Raw genomic sequence first — 18226 nt, 5'->3', positions numbered from 1 at the left:
AACGATCAGCTCACTTCGCCAACGCGAGGCGTTTGCGTGTGCGCTGCTTGCTAACCAAGAATTCAGGATTCATTGATGAAACACTTTCCTCTACTGGCAAGCCTGTTCGGCTGCCTGTCCGTTAATACATGGGCGCAATCCACAATCGATCTGGCCCCGATCACCATTGATGGCGAACAAAACGCAGAACCCGGCCTGAGCCTCGACCAGTCCAGCGGCATGGCCTCGCGCCTGGGGTTGAGCGTGCGGGAAACTCCGGCCTCGGTGGCCATCGCCAACCGCAACGACATCGAGCGCCACGGCGCACAGAACTTCCAGGACGCCGCCAACACCTTGCCCGGCGTGAATGCCAGCGCGCCGCCCGGCTTTGGTGGTTTCGTCTCCTATCGGGGCTTCACCAGCAGCCAGATCACCCAGATGTTCAACGGCGTCAATGTGTCCGGCGGTCTCGCCCGGCCAGTGGATGCGTGGATTTATGATCGGGTGGAACTGGTCGGCGGTCCTTCGTCGCTGATCAATGGCGCCGGCTCCGTGGGCGGTTCGCTGAACTACGTGACCAAACTGGCGACTCGTGAAGAGCAGGCGCTTGAAGGCCGGGTCAGCTACGGCACCTACGACACCACCGAAACCGCCTTCGGCTTGAATCACGCACTCAGCGACGCCAGTTCGGACGTGCAGCACTACGCGCGCCTCGACGTCAGCCACAATGCCGGCAACGGCTACATCGACCGCCAGCAACGCGATGCCTGGAGCGTAGCGTTCTCGTTGCTCAGCGACCTGACACCGAACCTGTCCCACACCCTGGCCCTGGAATACCAGGACGAACACGAAGACAGCCCCTACTGGGCCACGCCGGTTTTAAATCCCAAGGCCGGCGAATTGGAAATCGACAAACACAACCGCTTCAACAACTACAACGTCGAGGACGGCCGCTACGAGCAACGGACGATCTGGGTGCGCTCGATCATCGACTACCGGATCAACGACAGCACCACCCTGCGCAACATGCTTTACCACCTCGACAGCCAGCGCGATTACCGCAACCTGGAAACCTATCAGTACAACGCCGACAACACGGCGGTGAACCGATCCACGGCGTATCAGGTGCGGCATCAGGGCGAGCAGAACGGCAACCAGTTCGAACTGCGCCACGACAACACGCTGCTGGGGCTTGCGACCACCTGGTCCGGCGGTTTCGAGTACAAGGTCAACCAGACCACCAACTCGCCACTGAATGTCAAAGGCGCCAGCACTGTCGATCCGGATAACTATCAGCCAGGCCACTTCTACGACATTCCGGGTACACAACAGGGTTTCGTCAGCGACAAGACCAACGAGGTCACCACCAAGGCCCTGTTCGTCGAGAACCGCCTGGCCCTCACCGACAAACTGTCGCTACTCACCGGCCTGCGCTATGACGACATCGATCTGGACGTGACCAACCACCGCGTCGTGACCGCCAGCAATCCGCGGCACCTCAAGCGCAGTTGGGAGCCGGTGACCGGGCGGGTCGGTCTGACTTATCAGTTCATTCCCTCGGCGAATGTCTACGCGCAATACAGCACCGCCGCCGAGCAGCCCAATGGCACGCAAGACTTCGACGTGTCCACGGGCAAGCAATGGGAGATCGGTAGCAAGTTCGATTATCTGGACGGTCGTGGTGCGGCGACGGTGGCGGCGTACACCATTGAGCGCAAGGACTTTGCGGTGACCGACCCGCAGGACCCGACCCTGAGCATTCCGGTGGGTCAGCAAAGCTCCAAAGGCATCGAAGTGGCCAGTTCGCTGCGGATCACCGACAAGCTTTTGGTCGAAGGCAACTTTGCCTGGGTCGATGCCCAGTACGACGAATTCACCGAAAGAATGCGGCCGGCCAAGTGGTTTCCCGCAAGGGCAACACGCCGACCAACGTGCCGGATCGGGTCGGTAATCTGTGGTTGACCTATGATTTCGCGCCGCAATGGCAAGGGGTGTGGATGCACGCTACGTGGCGTCGGTGTTCGCCGACAGCGCCAACACCATGACCGTGCCGTCGTACACGCTTTTCGGCTCGTTTCTCAGTTACAAGGTCGACCGGCACACCACCATAACTGGCAGGGTACGTAACCTGACCAATGAAGTGTATGCCGAGTTTGCCCATGTATCGCCGGCGTATTACCTGGGCACACCGCGCACCTTCGAGCTGGCGGTACAGACGCGGTTCTGAACCAGTCCACTTCTCTGTAGGAGCTGGCTTGTCGGATCGCCGCACCGCAGCGAAGACGGTCGTTCATCTTGCATTGATGTCGCCTGACAAACCGCTTTCGCTGCAGTGCGGCGATCCGACAAGCCAGCTCCTATGTATGGACTCGCCCCCACTGTCTACCCGCTTTTGAAAAACCGCCGCCCCGTTGCATCTATGTATTAGGCCTATTCGAGGAAGCCGTCTTCGGCTTCTGGCCAAAATTGGAAGAGCTCGTGGTATGCCGATTACAGTCAGGCCTCGAAGGCCAGTAGGAGCTAAGGCATCAATCCACGCCGGTCTTACCTGGGGTCAATTTTTTTCAGCAAAGGGCCGGACAGTTAGTACCTCGGTGGCAGAACTCTGTCGCTCAGTGGCTCATCGTCGCTTGCTGGCCATCACCAGCCTGGCGACGATAAGTCTGGTCATTCTGGAGAAGCACCCAGACGATTCGCAGGTTGCGGTTGGCTAGCCTGACCGCAGCCTCCTTACGGCCCAGCCGGCTCATCCAGCGCAACAAGCGGCGGTCATCGGGTTGCTGGGAATCAGGTCGTAGTTGTTGCAGCACCGCATGGGCTCCCTGGATCATCAGGCTGCGTAAATACACATCGCCTCGCTTGGTCATGTCCCCCAGCCGGACCGTCTGCCCGCTGCTGTACTGGTCAGGCACCATGCCAAAGTACGCGGCAAACTTGCGGGCATTGGGAAATCGCTCAGGCTTGGTTTCCTTGGCCACCAGTGCCCAGGCCGACAAATCGGAAGAAGACACGGATTGATCAATCGAAGTATGCTTTTCATGGACTCGCCCTCGCTGTCGTTGGCTGTTTAGACTGCCACCGTGGCGCATTGACGCCTTGGCTTGGGCGAGTCCATCCAATTACATACCGGCAGACACCTTGTCCGCCACATCCTTGGGCACCCAAGCCTTCCACACATCCGGGTGCGCCTTCATGAACGCCTCCGCTGCCTGACGCGGCGCGGTGTGTTTTCGCTCATTTGCGCCAACGCCCGGTTCAACGGATCAATGGGGAAATCGACCTTGGTGAAGAAATCGACAATCTGTGGATACTGCTTCTGGAACGGTGCGGACACGCCAATGGATAGCTTGGAGGCCAGCGAGCGGGTGGGTTTCGGATTCGGATTGTCGGCGTCGGTCAGGGTTTTCCACGCTTGCGCGTCGAAGGGCGGTTCTTCCAGCTGAATCAGTTTGAAGCGACCGAGCAACGGTGTGGGCGACCAGTAATAGAACAGCACCGGTTTGCCCCGGCGAATCGACGAGCTGATCTCGGCGTCCAGCGCCGCACCCGAACCGCTGCGGAAATTCACGTAGCTGTCGTCCAGTCCGTATGCCTTGAGCTTCTGCTTGTTGACCACTTCCGAAGTCCAGCCGATGGGGCTGTTGAGGAAACGCCCCTTGTTCGGCGCTTCCGGGTCCTTGAACACGTCCTTGTATTTGGGCAAGTCGCTGACACTGCGCAGGTCCGGGGCCAGCGGTTTGATGCCCTTGGCCGGGTCGCCCTTGATCACGTATTCCGGCACCCACCAGCCTTCGGTGGCGCCCTTGACCGTATCGCCGAGACTGACGACCTTGCCTTCGGCTTCAGCCTTGACCCAGACAGGGCTGCGACCGGCCCACTCTTCGCCAATGACCTGAATGTCATTGTTGGCCAGTGCAGTTTCCAGAGTGATGGTGGTGCCCGGCAACGTGTCGGTCGGCAGCCCGTAGCCCTTCTCGACGATAATCCGCAAGATGTCGGTGATCAGGCTGCCGCTTTCCCAATTGAGATCGGCGAAATGGATCGGCGTCTGGGCGGCAAGCACCGCAGCGGGTGACGCCAACAAACCGCAAGTGGCCAGGACAGCAGCCAGCAACCGTCGAAAAGCTTTCATGCTTTTGCACCTCGTGCTGTTCACAGCAATAGCAGGATGGCTTGGCAGAAGACCGCAAAGCCTCTGAAACTTCAGTCATCTGACTGTAGTAGAGGTTCCTGCTTTCGAGGGATCTGGATTAATTTTCGGAAATTTCCTGCAAACGCCCAAGCTCTCTTCTGACCATGCTGGCGTGTTCCGCCGGGCGCAAAGTGTAGATCTGTGACGCCACCCAATTTAGCCAGGCTCCTCGCAGAACAGCCTTCTGCTCAAAAATTGCCGGGCTTGGGCCTGAGCGCTGGCCTGGTTCTGTTGGTGGAAATCGGCGCGGGGCAGGCTCATTACTCGCTGGCCTTGAACGTCACCAGTTCGCCTTTGCGCCATTTGGCGGCCTTGCCCGTCACGGCTTTGAGCGTCTTGGTCAGGCCTTCCTGCAACTGCTGGTGGGCGGCGAACACCGTCACCGCGCTGTGGCCTTCCTTGAACACGATGGCCTCGCCGTCGGCGGTGGTCACAAAGGCATAGTCGCCCAGGCCGTAGACCGTCAGTTTGATTTCGCGGAACCGGATTTCCAGCTTGCCACCTTCGCGACTGGGCAAGACCGAGGCGCTGAAATGATCGCCGACCTTGAGTTTGAGCCCCGGTTTGTCGTCCACCACCAGCGCCGATTCTGTGTCGATTTCGGCGATGTAGATGCCTTCGGCGTTCTGCTCGGTGATGTAAACGAAACGTGACTGGAATTGTTTAACCAGCTTTGCGCGCAAATCACCCAACACGAACAAAGCATGCATATCGAGATTACTTACTGCCAAGGAACCATCCCCACATCTGAAAATGATGCCGCACGCATAAAAAGCGCACAGCCGAAAAAAGCGGCAATGCCGAAGGTGAAGCCAAATAAACCCGGGTCGAGATCCTGAACGAGCAGAGGACTCATCCATCACGAGGTTTGAGCAGACTACTGGACGCCACTCGCCTCGTCTTGCCTGGCATTCGTCAAAGGTTGAAGGAAAACACCCTTCTTACGGCCAGAGAAAGTACGGACTATCAACTTCAGGGAAAAAACTCTTAAAAAAAATCACTTTTCTGACAGATCGCCAGCCAAAAATTGCTTTAGATAATCATCGATCACCCACCAGTGAGGGTGATTCTAGAGCAGCCATGCTCGCCTAGACTACCCATACCGACGTGCATACGTCGGTAAAACAACGAAAAGGACTTCATATGTGCACGCTGACTCACTTCGCTCACCCTCTGGCACCTTCATCGGTTCCACATCCGAAGATGTTGAAATGCCCTGAACTTCAGCCTCAGGTCCCCGTTTTTCTGAGGTTTCAGGTGATACTGGCCGGCAATGCGTTCTTCCATATCAAAGAAATTTCCACAGGGCATGTAAGAGGTTTCCGCGGCGATCATAACGAAGCCTGCGCCCTCGCCCGCTTGCTTGAGTCTCGGATTTGACTCAACGCGCCTCACTCATTCATGTAACGATTCGTCATGCCGGCGACTTAACTCAGCCGCCGGCAAGCAACTACTGCCATACTGCCCGACCAGTCAAACGCGCCTCGCCAATGTGGGGCGTCGCTGAACATAACAATATTTTCCAAGAGAAGGCTGCTACGTGACGGAATTTGATATTGGCGAATTTTTTATCCGGGGCGAAGCCAGAGAGGTCGACGGCGAGTACCAGGCCGTGATTGTCATGCGCGCCAAGCCACCGCTCAAAACCGTGACCTATCACCAGGTCGAGAAAGACCGCTGGTTCAAGACATCGGACGTTGCCGCCCTCGCCGCCCAGGAATCCGCGAAGGAGCTCAAGGCGGCTGTCGATGGCGGTGCATTGAAAGCCTGATAGTCAGGTTTGCGGTCTATGCTCACTTCTGCGTTTGAATATTGATTTCGAACTCCTGACGCGCGGCTCTCTCAGAAGTATTGGAGCCGTAATTCAGACCTCGAACTCGATTCACCCCTGCCAGGAGATGAAAATGGAATCACCAACCCACGACTTGAAAGGTTTGTTCGACCAGCTCGGCCTGGACTCCAACCAGAAAGCTATCGACGATTTCATTGCCAATCATTCACCGCTGCCCGACGACAAGAAACTCATCGATGCCGCGTTCTGGACGCCGCAACAGGCAGGTTTCCTGAAAGAACAACTACGTGAAGATGCCGACTGGGCGCGGGTGGTCGACGACCTGAACCTGCGCATGCACCAGATGCACTGACCTCGTTCAATGCAGGCTGTCTGGCGTTTCGACGTTCAATTGCGCCACCCAGGCAGCCCTGCACTCCTCCGCTTCATGGCGACTGGAGAATGCCGTGCCCCGGCGCTCGCCGTTCAGCAGCACCACCCAGCACACGCTCTGGCCCAAGGCTCGCAAACTGGCGGGCACACCGCTACCAATCATCACAGCCACATCCACTTTGCTTTGCATGTTGCTCTTCGAACTCCGTTAGCAACCTAACTATGTAGATATGGTAATGAGTCACGATGGGCGGAAACAATAACGACTTTGTAGAGCTCCGTTGCCAAAGTTGTAACAATCTGCGGGTTCGGGGGCGTCTACCGCGAAAAGCAAAAGCGAGGCGGCCTGACAACCGACCAGATTTTTCAGATGCATTCGATACCCTGTAGGAGCGAGCCGGCTCCGGGCGGCGTTCCGACGATGGACGTCAACGATAACGCGCCCTGTCTGAAGGATCGAGTTGGCCGGATGTATTTCGCGAGCAGGCTCGCTCCTACAGGGGAACGAGTACATCCGCAAAAATCAGGTCGGCTATTCTGATCGTTCCCACGCAGAGCGTAGGAACTATCAGTACGCCAATGCAATCCAATCCAAATCCACTGCTAGCGAGGCTTCTGCGGCCTATACCCCAACCGCAACCCACCCCAATGCCGCCCCTTCACTAAAATCGGCACCGAAAGATCATGCATCAGCTCCCCAGTGTCACGGGTATAGGTCTGCAACAGCACCGCCTGCTGATGACTGCCACAGCGAATCCCGGTGCGGTCGGCGAACTTGCGTTTGGTGCGGTTTTGCAGAGCATCGACCTGCACATCACCGGTCAGCGGCTGGCTGAAGACTTTGTTGTGGGTCGGCACATACCCCTGCTGAGTACAGGCAATCGCAAACACCAACCCTTCATGACGCGGCAGCATCGGTTCCTGGATCGCCGGCAAAACCTGATCGGTGTAGCGGTCGAACCGCGTCTGGTACTTGGCCGGACTGGTGTCGGGAATCGTTTGGTAATTGCGGTCGAACAGATCGTCGAGACTGACACGGCCAGCGTCAACATCCGCTTCAAAACGCGCCGCGATCTGACTCGCGCCCTCGCGGGCCAAGTCATAAATCCGCTGGTGATAGTCGTCCAGCCCGACTTCCGCCAGACGTTCGCTGATAGTTTCCGCCTGGCCTTCCATCTGCACCGCAGCTTCGGCCAGGTGCCGGGTCTGTTGATCGCTGACGGCCAGGTCACTGCGCATCTGTTCGATGGCGTGAAACAGGCTGTCGAGTTGTTCACGATTGGTCTCGGCACCGCGGGCAATTTCCCCGACCTGACGTTCGACGCTGCCCGCCAGACGGGCGATGTTTTCCAGATGCTGACCGGTGTGCTCGACCTGCTCGACGCCGGTGTCGAGGTCACTGGACAGCTGGCGGATCTGTTCCACCACTTGTGCAGTGCGTTGCCGGATATCGGCCACCATCTCCCCGACTTCGCCGGTCGCGGTCGCCGTGCGTGCGGCGAGACCGCGAACCTCGTCGGCCACCACCGCAAAGCCGCGACCGTGTTCCCCGGCCCGCGCCGCTTCGATCGCCGCGTTCAAGGCCAATAGATTGGTCTGGCTGGCAATGGATTGGATCACCAGGGTCACACGCTGGATATCGTCGCTGCGCAGGCTCAGGGCTTCGATCAGTTCACGGCTGCTGTTGGCCCGTTCGCTGAGCTGATGCATCCGCGCGATCGACTCGATCAACTCGGTGTGACCTGCCGCGCCGCTCTGATGCGCCTCGCTCGCAGCACTCAGCGCCTCGCGACTGAGGGTCGAGGTGGCTTGTTCGGTAACGATCATCACTTCGGCGTTGCTGACGATTTGTGCCGCAGCGCCAAGTTGCGATTGAAGTTTGTCGGCCAGCTGTTTGACCGAAAAGGCCACGCCAGCGGCAGACAATGCGTTATGACTGGTGGTGTAGGAAAGATCGCGAGTCAACGCAGAGATGGCGCCAGACGTATCGACAGGAGCGGCATCGGGGATCGTGCGTGAGCGCAGGCGAGGCAGCCAGACAATCAACACAGCCAGCGGCAGGCCAACATAAAGCGACCAGCTCCCGAGTGCCATGCCACACAGCAATAGCGTCAGGGCGATGCTTTGCAGCGTAGGCGTCAGCCAGCGGTTTTTTGGCAACAGCACTGGCGCAGGCACAGCCATAGACCCGTCTCTTATCATCTTCGTCACCCCGCAAATCTTCTAATTGTTGTCTTCGCATTCAACGCCACTGTAAAGCCATTATCTATGGTGCTTTAGTCGAGGGCGTTGCAGCAGATCAACAGAAGATTTCCTGGACGACAAAAAGCATCGCGGGCAAGCCCGCTCCCACAAGGTTCACAATGATCCTGTGGGAGCGGGCTTGCCCGCGATGGGCGCGCTACGGAATCAGGCCTGACGCTGGTGCTTGTCGATCTGCTCGTGACGTTCTTGAGCTTCGATGCAGTACTTGGTGGTCGGGCTGATCAGCAGGCGCTTGAGGCCGATGGCCTCGCCGCTGTCGTCACACCAGCCAAAGCTGTCTTCTTTAATGCGTTCCAGGGCTTGTTCCAACTGAGGCAGCATGCGCTGGTCGCGATCGATCGCGTTCACCAGCCAGGTGCGCTCTTCTTCGACGGAAGCCGCGTCAGCCGGGTCAGCCGGGGTGTCCAGGCTTTCAATGGCGATGCGGTTCTGTTCGATGCGCGCATGGGTTTCGACTTTCATGTTCTGCAACAGCTCGGAGAAAAAAGCGTGTTGCTCGGCATTCATGTAGTCATCCGCCGGCATGGCCAGCAACTTGTCCTTTGTCATTGATATCTCTATAAAAAACGTGCATTAAGGCGAATTAGGGAGCGTTCCGGCGGACCTGGGCAGGCCATCGGAAAGGCGCAGTTTGTTCCAAGCGCCACCCGGCACTCAATTTACGAGGGGCGGCAGTCTAAGGCCGACTTGAGGCCTCAGCAACTGAAAAGACAGCGAATTTGTCCGACAAGGCCTCGAAAATGCTCTATGGCAGGCATCCAGGCGGTAATCGGAGTGCGTTTATAGCAAGAAATTCAATCGAGTGGAGGTATATAGAAGACAGACGGCTGCGCAGTGGAGCCCCGTTTGCAGGTCCCGAAGGCTCAGCTAAGGTTGTCCCCTCCCGAAATGGAAATTCAAGGAGCGGTTAAATGAAGCTGATCGGTATGCTGGATTCACCCTTTGTACGACGCGTCGCCATTTCTGCCAAACGCCTGGGCATCGAGCTTGAGCACGAATCGGTGTCGGTGTTCAGGACCTTCGAACAGTTCCAGCAGATAAACCCGGTGGTCAAGGCGCCCACGCTGGTGCTGGATGACGGTGAAGTGTTGATGGATTCAACCTTGATCATCGATTACCTGGAAACGCTGTCCGGCCCGGAACGCAGTTTGATGCCCACCGGTATCGAGCAACGCCTGCGTTCATTGCGTCTGATTGGCCTGGCGTTGGCGGCGTGCGAAAAGTCGGTGCAGCTTTATTACGAGCGCAACTTGCGGCCGGAGGAGATTCAATACCAACCTTGGGTTGATCGGGTCGAAGGGCAATTGGTCGCAGCGTATATCGCGCTGGAGCGGGAGCTGGAGAAGCAACCGTTGAGAACTGAGGGAGCGATTGACCAGGCTGGGATCACCTTGGCCGTGGCATGGAGCTTTACCAACTTCGTGGTACCGGATCAGGTGTCGAATGCGCAGTTTCCACGGATCGCTGCATTCACCAACTATGCAGAGGGGCTCGAGGAGTTTGTAGACACTCCGATTGACTGACAGTTTTTGCTGCGCCTGATCTGGCCTCTTCGCGAGCAAGCCCGCTCCCACATTGGATCTTTGTCGAGCACAGATTTTGTGTTCGCTGAAAATGTAATGTGGGAGCGGGCTTGCTCGCGAAGAGGCCAGAACAGGCAATATCAATGTAAAAAAAAATCCCACACTTAAAAATGCCGCTTCTACCAAAGGCAGAAGCGGCGCAGGCACAAGCCCCGCAAGTATCAGTGCATAAACAGCGCGATCAGGATAATGATCGGGATCGGTACACCGAGAAATAACAGCAGTAATGAACGCATGATGATTCTCCTGGGTTAGCGAACAGGTGCGGTGGTCACGTAAGTGTCGGTTTCCAGATACACCACGGCATCCCGACGACGGCCGCCGTAGGTTGCGGCGAGGCTGGCGAAGAACGCACCGAACAACAGTGCAACGAACATCCACAACGTGGTCCAGGCGGCGATTTTGGCGGCCTTGTCGGCAGCTTGTTGTGCTGCCAGTTTGGCGTCGGCCACGGCTTTTTGCGTGCGGGCATAGACTTCATCGACACGACGTTCCGCGTCGGCCTGGGTCATGTTGGTCCGCTGCGCGACCAGTTGTGCAATGTAAGTACGGTCTTCAGCAGCCAACTGACCATCGCTCAAGGAGCGGGCAAAGATACGCGTCACGGTGCCTCGGGCAGCATCATCATTGATGGCATCCGGACGGTCACTGCGAAACAGGCTGTCGATGTAGTAGCCGTACTGATCACTGTCGGTATTGGCAGCAGCCTTGCCCGCGACCTGGGTCAGGGCATTGGCGGCACCACCGGCTACCTGCGCCCCGGCCTGTACACCCCCGCTGACCAGACTGCTGACTGAACCGGCTATCAATGTGGCCGTCACCAACGTCGCCACGCACCAGGCCAGAAAGCCGTGGGCGGTGTCGCGAAAGTAGACTTCATCGCCATGCATATAGGTCCATTTCACCCGCAGCCGACCGGCGATGTAGCCACCGACCCCGGACGCCACGATTTGTGTGAAGGCCAGCCAGACGATCGTCGTAATGCCCAGCCCCTTGGCGCTTATGCCTTCATTGGCCCACGGCGACACCGCGGAAAAACCAAGGCCGAATCCAAGCAGTATCAGAATCAGCGACAACGCCGCCGCAGCCGCGGCACCGGCGAAGATCGCGCCCCACGACACGCCAGAGAGCGTGGTCGACTCATCTATGGCGGGATAGAAACCATCAGAGGATGTATTCATTGTTATGTCGCTCCAGGCAGAAAGGCGGTGTTACAACTCTTCGAATAAACAGTTGCAGTCAGCGTGCCAGTCGCGGGGTTTGAATAAAGCGTTGTAGGTCAGCCATTTATAAAGATTGAACTTCCCAGTTCCATGCAATATGCAACGTAAGGCTATGCTCAGCGGGTTTTCTGCATTGACTGGTGTTCGAAAAGTCCATGAACTTTTATTTAGAAAGCCTGCAAGCGTTTCTTGGCAAAATGCCGCCTATCGTTGTGAACACCTAATCAGGCCCGCCCTATGACCCGCATCTTGACCATTGAAGACGACGCTGTGACCGCCAGGGAAATCGTCGCCGAATTAAGCAGCCACGGCCTCGACGTCGATTGGGTCAACAATGGGCGCGAGGGACTGGAGCGTGCGGTCAGCGGCAACTATGACCTGATCACCCTTGACCGCATGTTGCCCGAGCTCGACGGCCTGGCGATCGTCACCACGTTGCGGACCATGGGCGTGGCCACGCCGATCCTGATGATCAGCGCCCTTTCCGACGTTGATGAGCGTGTGCGCGGATTGCGTGCCGGCGGCGACGATTACCTGACCAAACCCTTCGCCACCGATGAAATGGCCGCCCGGGTCGAAGTCCTGCTGCGTCGGCAGACCACCGGGACCGCCCAGGCCACCACGCTGCGGGTGGCGGGTCTGGAGCTGAACCTGATCAGCCACGAAGCCAGCCGCGACGGTCAGTTGCTCACGCTGCTACCTACCGAATACAAGCTGCTGGAATTCCTGATGCGCAACACCGGGCAGATCCTGTCGCGGATGATGATTTTCGAAGAGGTCTGGGGTTATCACTTCGACCCTGGCACCAACCTGATCGACGTGCACATCGGCCGCCTGCGCAAGAAAATTGATCCACCTGGCAATGTTCCACTGATTCGGACGGTGCGAGGCTCGGGTTATGTCATTGCCGAACCCGTCTAAAGGCTGGCGCTCTTCCAGCAGTCGCCTGCTGGCACTCTACAGCGCCTTATTCGTGGCCTGGAGCGGCATTCTTATGGGGGTCATGTATTACGAGGTGTCCGATTATCTGGACAACCTGGCCAAACATTCGCTGATGCAACGTCAGCATCTGTTTTCGCGCTTTCAGGGCGAACAGCTGGTGGACGCCCTCGCCGTCAGCATGACCTTCGACATTCGCGGCATCGACGCCTATGGCCTGTTCGATGCCGAGCATCGTTACCTCAACGGTGCCCTGCGCCACATCCCCGAAGGCCTGCCGCTGGACGGCAAGATTCACATGCTCAGCGACTGCACCGAATCCGACGACCCGACCTTGCCCGCTGACAGCTGTGACGCCGTGGCCACCCAGACCAAAGATGGCCGCTGGCTGGTGCTGGTACGGGACAACGGTTCGTTGTTCGCCGTGACCCGGATCATCCTCCACGCCTTGTTCTGGGGCGTGACCTTGACCATCCTGCCGGGCATCGTCGGCTGGCACCTGCTACGCCGCCGACCGCTGCGGCGCATTCGCGGGATTCAGGCCAGCGCCGAAGCCATCGTCGCCGGCGACCTGACCAGGCGCCTGCCGCTGTCCAGCCGCCGCGATGAACTCGACATGCTCGCCGCCATCGTCAACGCCATGCTCGAACGCATCGAACGCCTGATGCATGAGGTCAAAGGGGTGTGCGACAACATCGCCCATGACTTGCGTACCCCGCTGACCCGCTTGCGCGCGCAGCTTTACCGCATGCAACAACAGGCCGGCGAAGGCTCCGCGCAAGCTGCGCAATTGGACTTTGTGCTGGCCGAGGCCGACACGCTGATGGCGCGTTTTCGTGGGTTGCTGCGGATCTCCGAACTGGAGGACCGTCAGCGTCGTTCCGGTTTTGTGCAACTCGACCCGATATCGTTGCTGCAGGAACTGCACGAGTTTTATCTGCCGCTGGCGGAAGACGACGGGCTGGCGTTCGAACTGCAATTGCCGGCGACATTGCCGTCGCTCAATGGCGATCGCGCCTTGCTGTTTGAAGCGGTGGCGAATCTGTTGAGCAACTCGATCAAATTCACCCCGCCCGGTGGCCAGGTGATTTTGCGTGGGGTTAACGAGGACGGACATACCCGCATCGAAGTGCTCGACTCAGGCCCAGGTATTCCCGAGTCTGAACGGGTGGCGGTGTTCCAGCGCTTCTATCGCGCCGAGGCGGGTAATCTGAAAAGCGGTTTCGGGCTGGGGCTGTCGATCGTTGCGGCGATTGTCAGCTTGCATGGGTTTACGCTGGAGGTGGGTACGAGTGAATTGGGTGGAGCGCGGCTGGTGCTGGATTGTCGGCAGAGTTTGATTACCCAGACATGACACGATCTCCATAACAACGACGATCCAATGTGGGAGCGGGCTTGCTCGCGAAAGCGGACTTCCAGTCGGCAATGATGGCGCCTGACACTCCGCCTTCGCGAGCAAGCCCGCTCCCACAGGGGAATTGTGGTGTCTGTCAGGCTGGGTAGTTGGCCCGCAACGCCTCAAGCCCACCCTGATAAATGTTCAGATTGCCAGGCTGTCGACGACACCGCCGTCGACCCGCAAAGCTGCGCCAGTGGTGGCCGAGGACAGCGGCGAAGCGATGTACGCCACCAGATTCGCCACTTCCTCGACATCCGCCACGCGCTGAATGATCGAAGTGGGCCGCGCCTTGCGCACGAAGGCGTCGGCTTCTTCGCGCACGCTGCGGCCAGAGGCAGCGATCGCATCCTTGAGCATTGCCTCCACCCCGTCGGTCAGGGTCGGGCCCGGCAGGATCGAATTGACCGTTACCCCGGTGCCCGCCAGACGTTTGGCCAAACCATGGGACACCGCCAGGTTGGCGCTTTTAGTCACGCCGTAGTTGATCATCTCGGCGGGAATCGCCACACCGGATTCCGAAGACAGGAAAATCACCCGGCCCCAGCCCTGCTTGACCATGTCCGGCACGTAATGCCGGGCCAGGCGTACACCGGAGATCACGTTGACTTCATAGAAACGCGTCCACTCGCTGTCCGGGGTGTCAAAGAAGTCCACATCGTTGTAGATCCCGAGGTTGTTTACCAGGACGTCAGCGCGGGGTTCGGCGGCGAACAGCTTCTGTGCACCTTCAGCCGTACCCAGGTCAGCCGTCAGCCCTCGCAGTTGAGCGCCGGGCACTTGCTGGCGGATGCTCGCCAGTGCCTGCTCGACCTTGGCCGTCTCGCGACCGATCACCACCACCGTAGCGCCGGATTCGGCCAACGCCTTGCTGATGCCCAGACCAATGCCAGCAGTGCTGCCGCTGACAATCGCCAGTTTTCCACTCAGATCGATTTTCATGTTCAAGCTCCAATGATTGGCAACGGGGCGCGCTCGGATACCGGCTTCGCGTCACGCATCGCCTGCCAGAAGGTGGCCGTAATCACCGCCGCAACCGCCGGGTTAGCCAATGAGAACTGCAACGCAGCCGCTTTGATATCGACACCGTGGGCGGCGGCGATACGTTTGATTTGCTCGACCTTGTCGATACAACCTCCACTCCAGCGAACAACTCGAAGGCCTGCGTCAGCGTAGTCTGGATATCGCACTGGTCAGTGAACCGCCGACCGATGACGATCCCGACCTGCTAAGTTTTCAGGTGCTGGACGACCCGATGTTGCTGGCATTGCCTGAGCATCACCCACTGGCGACCGACATCCGCATGGAAGCCACCGGCCCCTTCGCGAGCAAGCCCACTCCCACAGGTGAACGCGGTTTTACTGTGGGAGCGGGCTTGCTCGCGAAGGGGCCGGCCGATACAACCCAAAAATCACATGTGAGATCAGCTCAAGCAGGCCTGCTATTTTGTGCTTTGACCCTTCTCCCTTCTACAAACTACAACAGCGACTCTTACGTCTTTTAACCGGGGAAATTTCCGATGCCTGACAGCAAAACCGGGTTGCCCGCCAGCGTCGCGGTGACACTGGCCATTTGTTGCGGCTTTTCCGTCGCCACCATCTACTACAACCAGACCATGCTGCCGCTGATTGGCGCCACGTTCGGCATCTCCGGCGCCCATGTCGGCCAGATCGCCATGCTGACTCAGCTCGGCTACGCCCTAGGCCTCTTGCTATTCGTGCCGCTGGGTGACCGGCTCACCCGGCGCTCGCTGATCCTCGGCATGCTGAGCCTTAATTTCCTCAGCCTGATCGCCTCCGCCATCGCGCCGAGCTATTCATTGCTGCTGTTGGCCAGCGTGGTGCTGGGCCTGTCCGGGGTCAGTGCGCAAATCATCATTCCCGCCGCCACCGCCCTCGCACACCCGGACCAGCGCGGCAGCGTGCTGGGCATGATGGTCAGCGGCCTGTCCGCCGGCGGTTTGCTCGCGCGAGCATTGAGTGGCGCGGTCAGTACCTGGATCGGCTGGCGCGGGATGTTCTTCGCCGCAGCCGCCATGAATGTGTTGTTGTTTTTGGCGATCCTGATGCGCATGCCGGCGACCGCGCCGTCCAGCACCCTGCCCTACTTCGAGCTGATGAAATCGCTGTGGAAACTGGTCCGCGATCACCCAACCTTGCGTCGCTCCTCATTGACTGGCGGGCTGATCTTCGGCGCGTTGAACGTGTTCTGGGGTTCGATGGCGTCGCTACTGGCGCTGGAGCCGTATCTGTATTCCAGCGGTCAAGCCGGCTTGTTCGGGCTCTCGGCGATTGCCGGGATTTTCGCCGCGTCCTGGCTCGGACGGCTGACCCTGCACTACGGCATCAAGCTCAGCTACCTGGGGACCGGCGCGGTATTGTTGGCCTTTGTGGCCTTATACCTGGGCGGTGCGGCGGGGTTCTGGTGGCTGATCCTGATCTGCGCCACGGCGCTGGACATCGGCAACCGCGCCAATCAACTGGCCAACCAGGCACGCATCCTGGCCCTGGCGCCCGATGCAGTGAGCCGACTTAACACGGTGTTTATGGTGACTTACTTCACCGGTGGGGCGCTGGGTTCGGCACTCGGTTCAAGCGCTGCCGGATACTTTGGCTGGCAGGGGTTGGCGGTGGTCGGCATCGCCTTTGCCTCGTGTGGGCTTCTGGCAATAACCTATTCAAGACGCGCAGACCTGTAGGTGAAGATCTACGGGCCAACACAAAACAAATGTGGGAGCGGGCTTGCTCGCGAAGAGGGAATGTCAGTCGACTCATATATTGCCTGACACACCGCTTTCGCGAGCAAGCCCGCTCCACATTTGATGGGTGTTGTACATAGGTTTTGTGCTCGCTGAAAAGCCCGTGTGGAAGCGCTTGTTTAACGGGAGTCAGATTTACTTCCTGAAAGCTACAGTGTCTTGCGTCGTTGCCTACGGTTACGCCAGAATCCGCCGGCTTGTGCGCCTTGGGGCTGGGTTTTATCGTTTGCCGGTCGCTGAAAAAAACAGCGATCGGGTTTGGTAGCCCGGTTTTTTCAGGTGCGCAGTGCCACTTTTTGCAGAGGCTAATTCAACTCTGTTTTTTATGGTGGCCATGCGCAGGGCGTCTTCGGACGCGCCGGGTTCCTGGACCGGTCTACCAACCTGTGTATGGCCACCACCCTTTGTTTGGTAGCGAAGGGTGATGACTCCTCATTTATATTCCAGGAGCTTCATCCATGTTCAAGCCTACGCCTAACCCGCCAGAAACCGATTCGGCAGCCAACATCATGGCCACGCCACACACCCCCTCCACTATGTTCACCATCAACCCCGACATCGATACCGAAACCCTGCTGGCCCACGCCTGCGAATCGCTGGCCTCGGCCAGTGTGATGACCAATGATCTGGCGGGTTTTCTGGAAGGCACGCATCGCAACACCCTGCTGGGCATCGCCCAAGTCATCATGCTCGGCGAGCTGGCGGTAAACCGCGCGCTGGACCAACTCGACCCGACCGAGTAAAGCCAACCCCAACCCCGTAGGAGCAAAGCTTGCTCGCGATAGCGATCTCAAGGACGCCATCGCCGGCAAGCCGTGCTCCTACAGGTCTTGCATCGCCACAACCAATACTGGCAACGCCAAATCCGTAGGAGCGAGGCTGGCCCGCGAAGGTCGTGAACGATAACGCGTAAAACCAGATGCCCAACGGCGCCCTCTGGTTCTTCGCGAGCAAGCTCGCTCCTACAGAGTTCCAGTGAGCACAAATACATCGCAACCCTAGCAGTTCTGATAGTTCCCACCCTCCGCGAAACCGCCAATACTGTCTGCCAGTACTGTTAACTCTCGGAGCACGTGCGATGCAACTTCTACCCCAAACCGTGCTCTGCAGTTATGGCTATGATTCTCTGGATCGATTGACCAGCCACACATTGCCAGGTAGTTCAGAGCGTCAACTTTTTTACTGCAGAAGCCGCCTGTCCACCGAAATAGAGGATGCGCTGCATCATTCAATTTTCCAGCATGGCGACCAGTTACTGGCGGAAAATCGAAGCGAGAGTGGTGCACGAGTTACATCTTTGTTAGCCACCGACCTACAACGCTCGGTATTAGCCACGCTTAATGCCAATCAACAGCGTCAGCTAATTGCCCATTCGCCGTATGGCAATCGTCCTCCCGAAAATGCCTTCGCCAGTTTGCTGGGTTTTAACGGCGAACGGCCGGATCCGGTGACGGGGAGTTATTTGTTGGGGAATGGTTATCGAGCGTTTTATCCATGGTTGATGCGGTTTGGCAGCCCAGACAGTTTGAGTCCATTTGAAAATGGTGGGTTTAACTCATACGCGTATTGCTTGGGAGACCCAGTGAATCAGATCGACCCGACAGGTAATGTTCCCATATTTCTAAGTCGGGTCTTTAGGACTTTGACGCACCGAATCGAAAACTGGAGAGTCAACAAGCTTATTAATGAGAGTGACAAAATATCTAAACTGATGAATCAGCAAAAAA

The 18226-nt window shown here is 58.1% G+C and carries 15 protein-coding genes and 6 pseudogenes; 10 read left to right on the top strand and 11 right to left on the bottom strand.

Annotated elements, in window-relative coordinates:
• Positions 1 to 75 precede the first annotated feature (75 nt).
• Positions 76 to 2206, top strand: a pseudogene (locus CES87_RS21230) (TonB-dependent receptor).
• Between the two features lie 385 nt (positions 2207 to 2591).
• Here CES87_RS21230 and CES87_RS21225 read toward each other — a convergent pair.
• The 5 genes and pseudogenes from CES87_RS21225 to CES87_RS33440 form a co-directional block, all read right to left on the bottom strand.
• Positions 2592 to 2969 (bottom strand): annotated as a pseudogene (locus CES87_RS21225) (transposase); the annotation flags it as partial.
• Between the two features lie 129 nt (positions 2970 to 3098).
• A pseudogene (locus CES87_RS21220) lies at positions 3099 to 4111 on the bottom strand (ABC transporter substrate-binding protein).
• Between the two features lie 118 nt (positions 4112 to 4229).
• Positions 4230 to 4432, bottom strand: a pseudogene (locus CES87_RS33445) (hypothetical protein).
• On the bottom strand, positions 4432 to 4881 hold the full coding sequence (locus CES87_RS21210) for a hypothetical protein (RefSeq protein ID WP_178081461.1): 450 nt from the start codon (positions 4879 to 4881) through the stop codon (positions 4432 to 4434). Before CES87_RS21210 ends, CES87_RS33445 begins: the two are co-directional and overlap by 1 nt.
• A gap of 11 nt (positions 4882 to 4892) precedes the next feature.
• Complete coding sequence (locus CES87_RS33440; protein WP_256591020.1) at positions 4893 to 5027, bottom strand: hypothetical protein; 135 nt, start codon at positions 5025 to 5027, stop codon at positions 4893 to 4895.
• A 684-nt stretch (positions 5028 to 5711) separates the two neighbouring features.
• On the opposite strand from CES87_RS33440, the gene CES87_RS21200 reads away from it, so the two are divergent.
• Together CES87_RS21200 and CES87_RS21195 are read left to right on the top strand one after the other, a co-directional pair.
• On the top strand, positions 5712 to 5942 hold the full coding sequence (locus CES87_RS21200) for a hypothetical protein (RefSeq protein WP_128607645.1): 231 nt from the start codon (positions 5712 to 5714) through the stop codon (positions 5940 to 5942).
• A gap of 133 nt (positions 5943 to 6075) precedes the next feature.
• Entirely contained in the window at positions 6076 to 6315 is a 240-nt protein-coding gene (locus tag CES87_RS21195; protein ID WP_128607644.1) for a DUF2789 domain-containing protein, read from the top strand.
• Between the two features lie 6 nt (positions 6316 to 6321).
• Here the strand turns inward: CES87_RS21195 and CES87_RS21190 are convergent, their stop codons facing one another.
• From CES87_RS21190 to CES87_RS21180, 3 genes are all read right to left on the bottom strand, one after another.
• Positions 6322 to 6525, bottom strand: a complete 204-nt coding sequence (locus CES87_RS21190; RefSeq protein ID WP_128607643.1) for a hypothetical protein — start codon at positions 6523 to 6525, stop codon at positions 6322 to 6324.
• A 413-nt stretch (positions 6526 to 6938) separates the two neighbouring features.
• Complete coding sequence (locus CES87_RS21185) at positions 6939 to 8162, bottom strand: methyl-accepting chemotaxis protein (protein WP_371858245.1); 1224 nt, start codon at positions 8160 to 8162, stop codon at positions 6939 to 6941.
• 582 nt (positions 8163 to 8744) lie between these two features.
• Positions 8745 to 9149, bottom strand: coding sequence for a TraR/DksA C4-type zinc finger protein (locus tag CES87_RS21180; protein WP_128607642.1), 405 nt, complete (start codon positions 9147 to 9149; stop codon positions 8745 to 8747).
• A gap of 362 nt (positions 9150 to 9511) precedes the next feature.
• Here CES87_RS21180 and CES87_RS21175 point away from each other — a divergent pair, with 362 nt between their 5' ends.
• Positions 9512 to 10123 carry a glutathione S-transferase gene (locus tag CES87_RS21175; RefSeq protein ID WP_128607641.1) on the top strand — a complete coding sequence of 204 codons (612 nt, stop codon included), beginning with the start codon at positions 9512 to 9514 and terminating at the stop codon, positions 10121 to 10123.
• A 311-nt stretch (positions 10124 to 10434) separates the two neighbouring features.
• On the opposite strand, the gene CES87_RS21170 is transcribed toward CES87_RS21175, so the two are convergent.
• Positions 10435 to 11364 carry a hypothetical protein gene (locus tag CES87_RS21170; protein ID WP_128607640.1) on the bottom strand — a complete coding sequence of 310 codons (930 nt, stop codon included), beginning with the start codon at positions 11362 to 11364 and terminating at the stop codon, positions 10435 to 10437.
• Positions 11365 to 11643: 279 nt separating this feature from the next.
• On the opposite strand from CES87_RS21170, the gene CES87_RS21165 reads away from it, so the two are divergent.
• Together CES87_RS21165 and CES87_RS21160 are read left to right on the top strand one after the other, a co-directional pair.
• Complete coding sequence (locus CES87_RS21165; protein WP_128607639.1) at positions 11644 to 12327, top strand: response regulator transcription factor; 684 nt, start codon at positions 11644 to 11646, stop codon at positions 12325 to 12327.
• Positions 12305 to 13699 (top strand): HAMP domain-containing sensor histidine kinase, encoded by a 1395-nt coding sequence (locus tag CES87_RS21160; protein WP_128607638.1) that lies wholly within the window; start codon positions 12305 to 12307, stop codon positions 13697 to 13699. The genes CES87_RS21165 and CES87_RS21160 overlap by 23 nt, the downstream gene beginning before the upstream one ends.
• 186 nt (positions 13700 to 13885) lie before the next feature.
• Here the strand turns inward: CES87_RS21160 and CES87_RS21150 are convergent, their stop codons facing one another.
• A complete protein-coding gene (locus CES87_RS21150) occupies positions 13886 to 14683 on the bottom strand; it encodes an SDR family NAD(P)-dependent oxidoreductase (protein ID WP_128607637.1) in 798 nt (265 codons plus the stop codon).
• Between the two features lie 2 nt (positions 14684 to 14685).
• Positions 14686 to 14883: pseudogene (locus CES87_RS21145) on the bottom strand (aldo/keto reductase); the annotation flags it as partial.
• On the opposite strand from CES87_RS21145, the pseudogene CES87_RS21140 reads away from it, so the two are divergent.
• From CES87_RS21140 to CES87_RS21125, 4 genes and pseudogenes are all read left to right on the top strand, one after another.
• Positions 14871 to 15032 (top strand): annotated as a pseudogene (locus CES87_RS21140) (LysR substrate-binding domain-containing protein); the annotation flags it as partial. The pseudogenes CES87_RS21145 and CES87_RS21140 sit on opposite strands and share 13 nt — an antisense overlap.
• 228 nt (positions 15033 to 15260) lie before the next feature.
• A complete protein-coding gene (locus CES87_RS21135; RefSeq protein WP_128607636.1) occupies positions 15261 to 16439 on the top strand; it encodes an MFS transporter in 1179 nt (392 codons plus the stop codon).
• Between the two features lie 518 nt (positions 16440 to 16957).
• The gene (locus CES87_RS21130; protein ID WP_128607635.1) at positions 16958 to 17242 is read left to right on the top strand and encodes a DUF6124 family protein; all 285 of its coding nucleotides are present in this window, start codon (positions 16958 to 16960) and stop codon (positions 17240 to 17242) included.
• Positions 17243 to 17577: 335 nt separating this feature from the next.
• A partial coding sequence (locus CES87_RS21125; protein ID WP_141239470.1) for an RHS repeat-associated core domain-containing protein occupies positions 17578 to 18226 on the top strand: 649 nt, incomplete at its 3' end.

The sequence above is a fragment of the Pseudomonas sp. ERMR1:02 genome, from assembly GCF_002277815.1.
In the GTDB taxonomy this organism is placed as follows: Bacteria; Pseudomonadota; Gammaproteobacteria; order Pseudomonadales; family Pseudomonadaceae; genus Aquipseudomonas.
The sequence above is the reverse complement of the archived record's forward strand: the minus strand, read 5'-3'. Positions and strand labels throughout refer to the sequence as shown.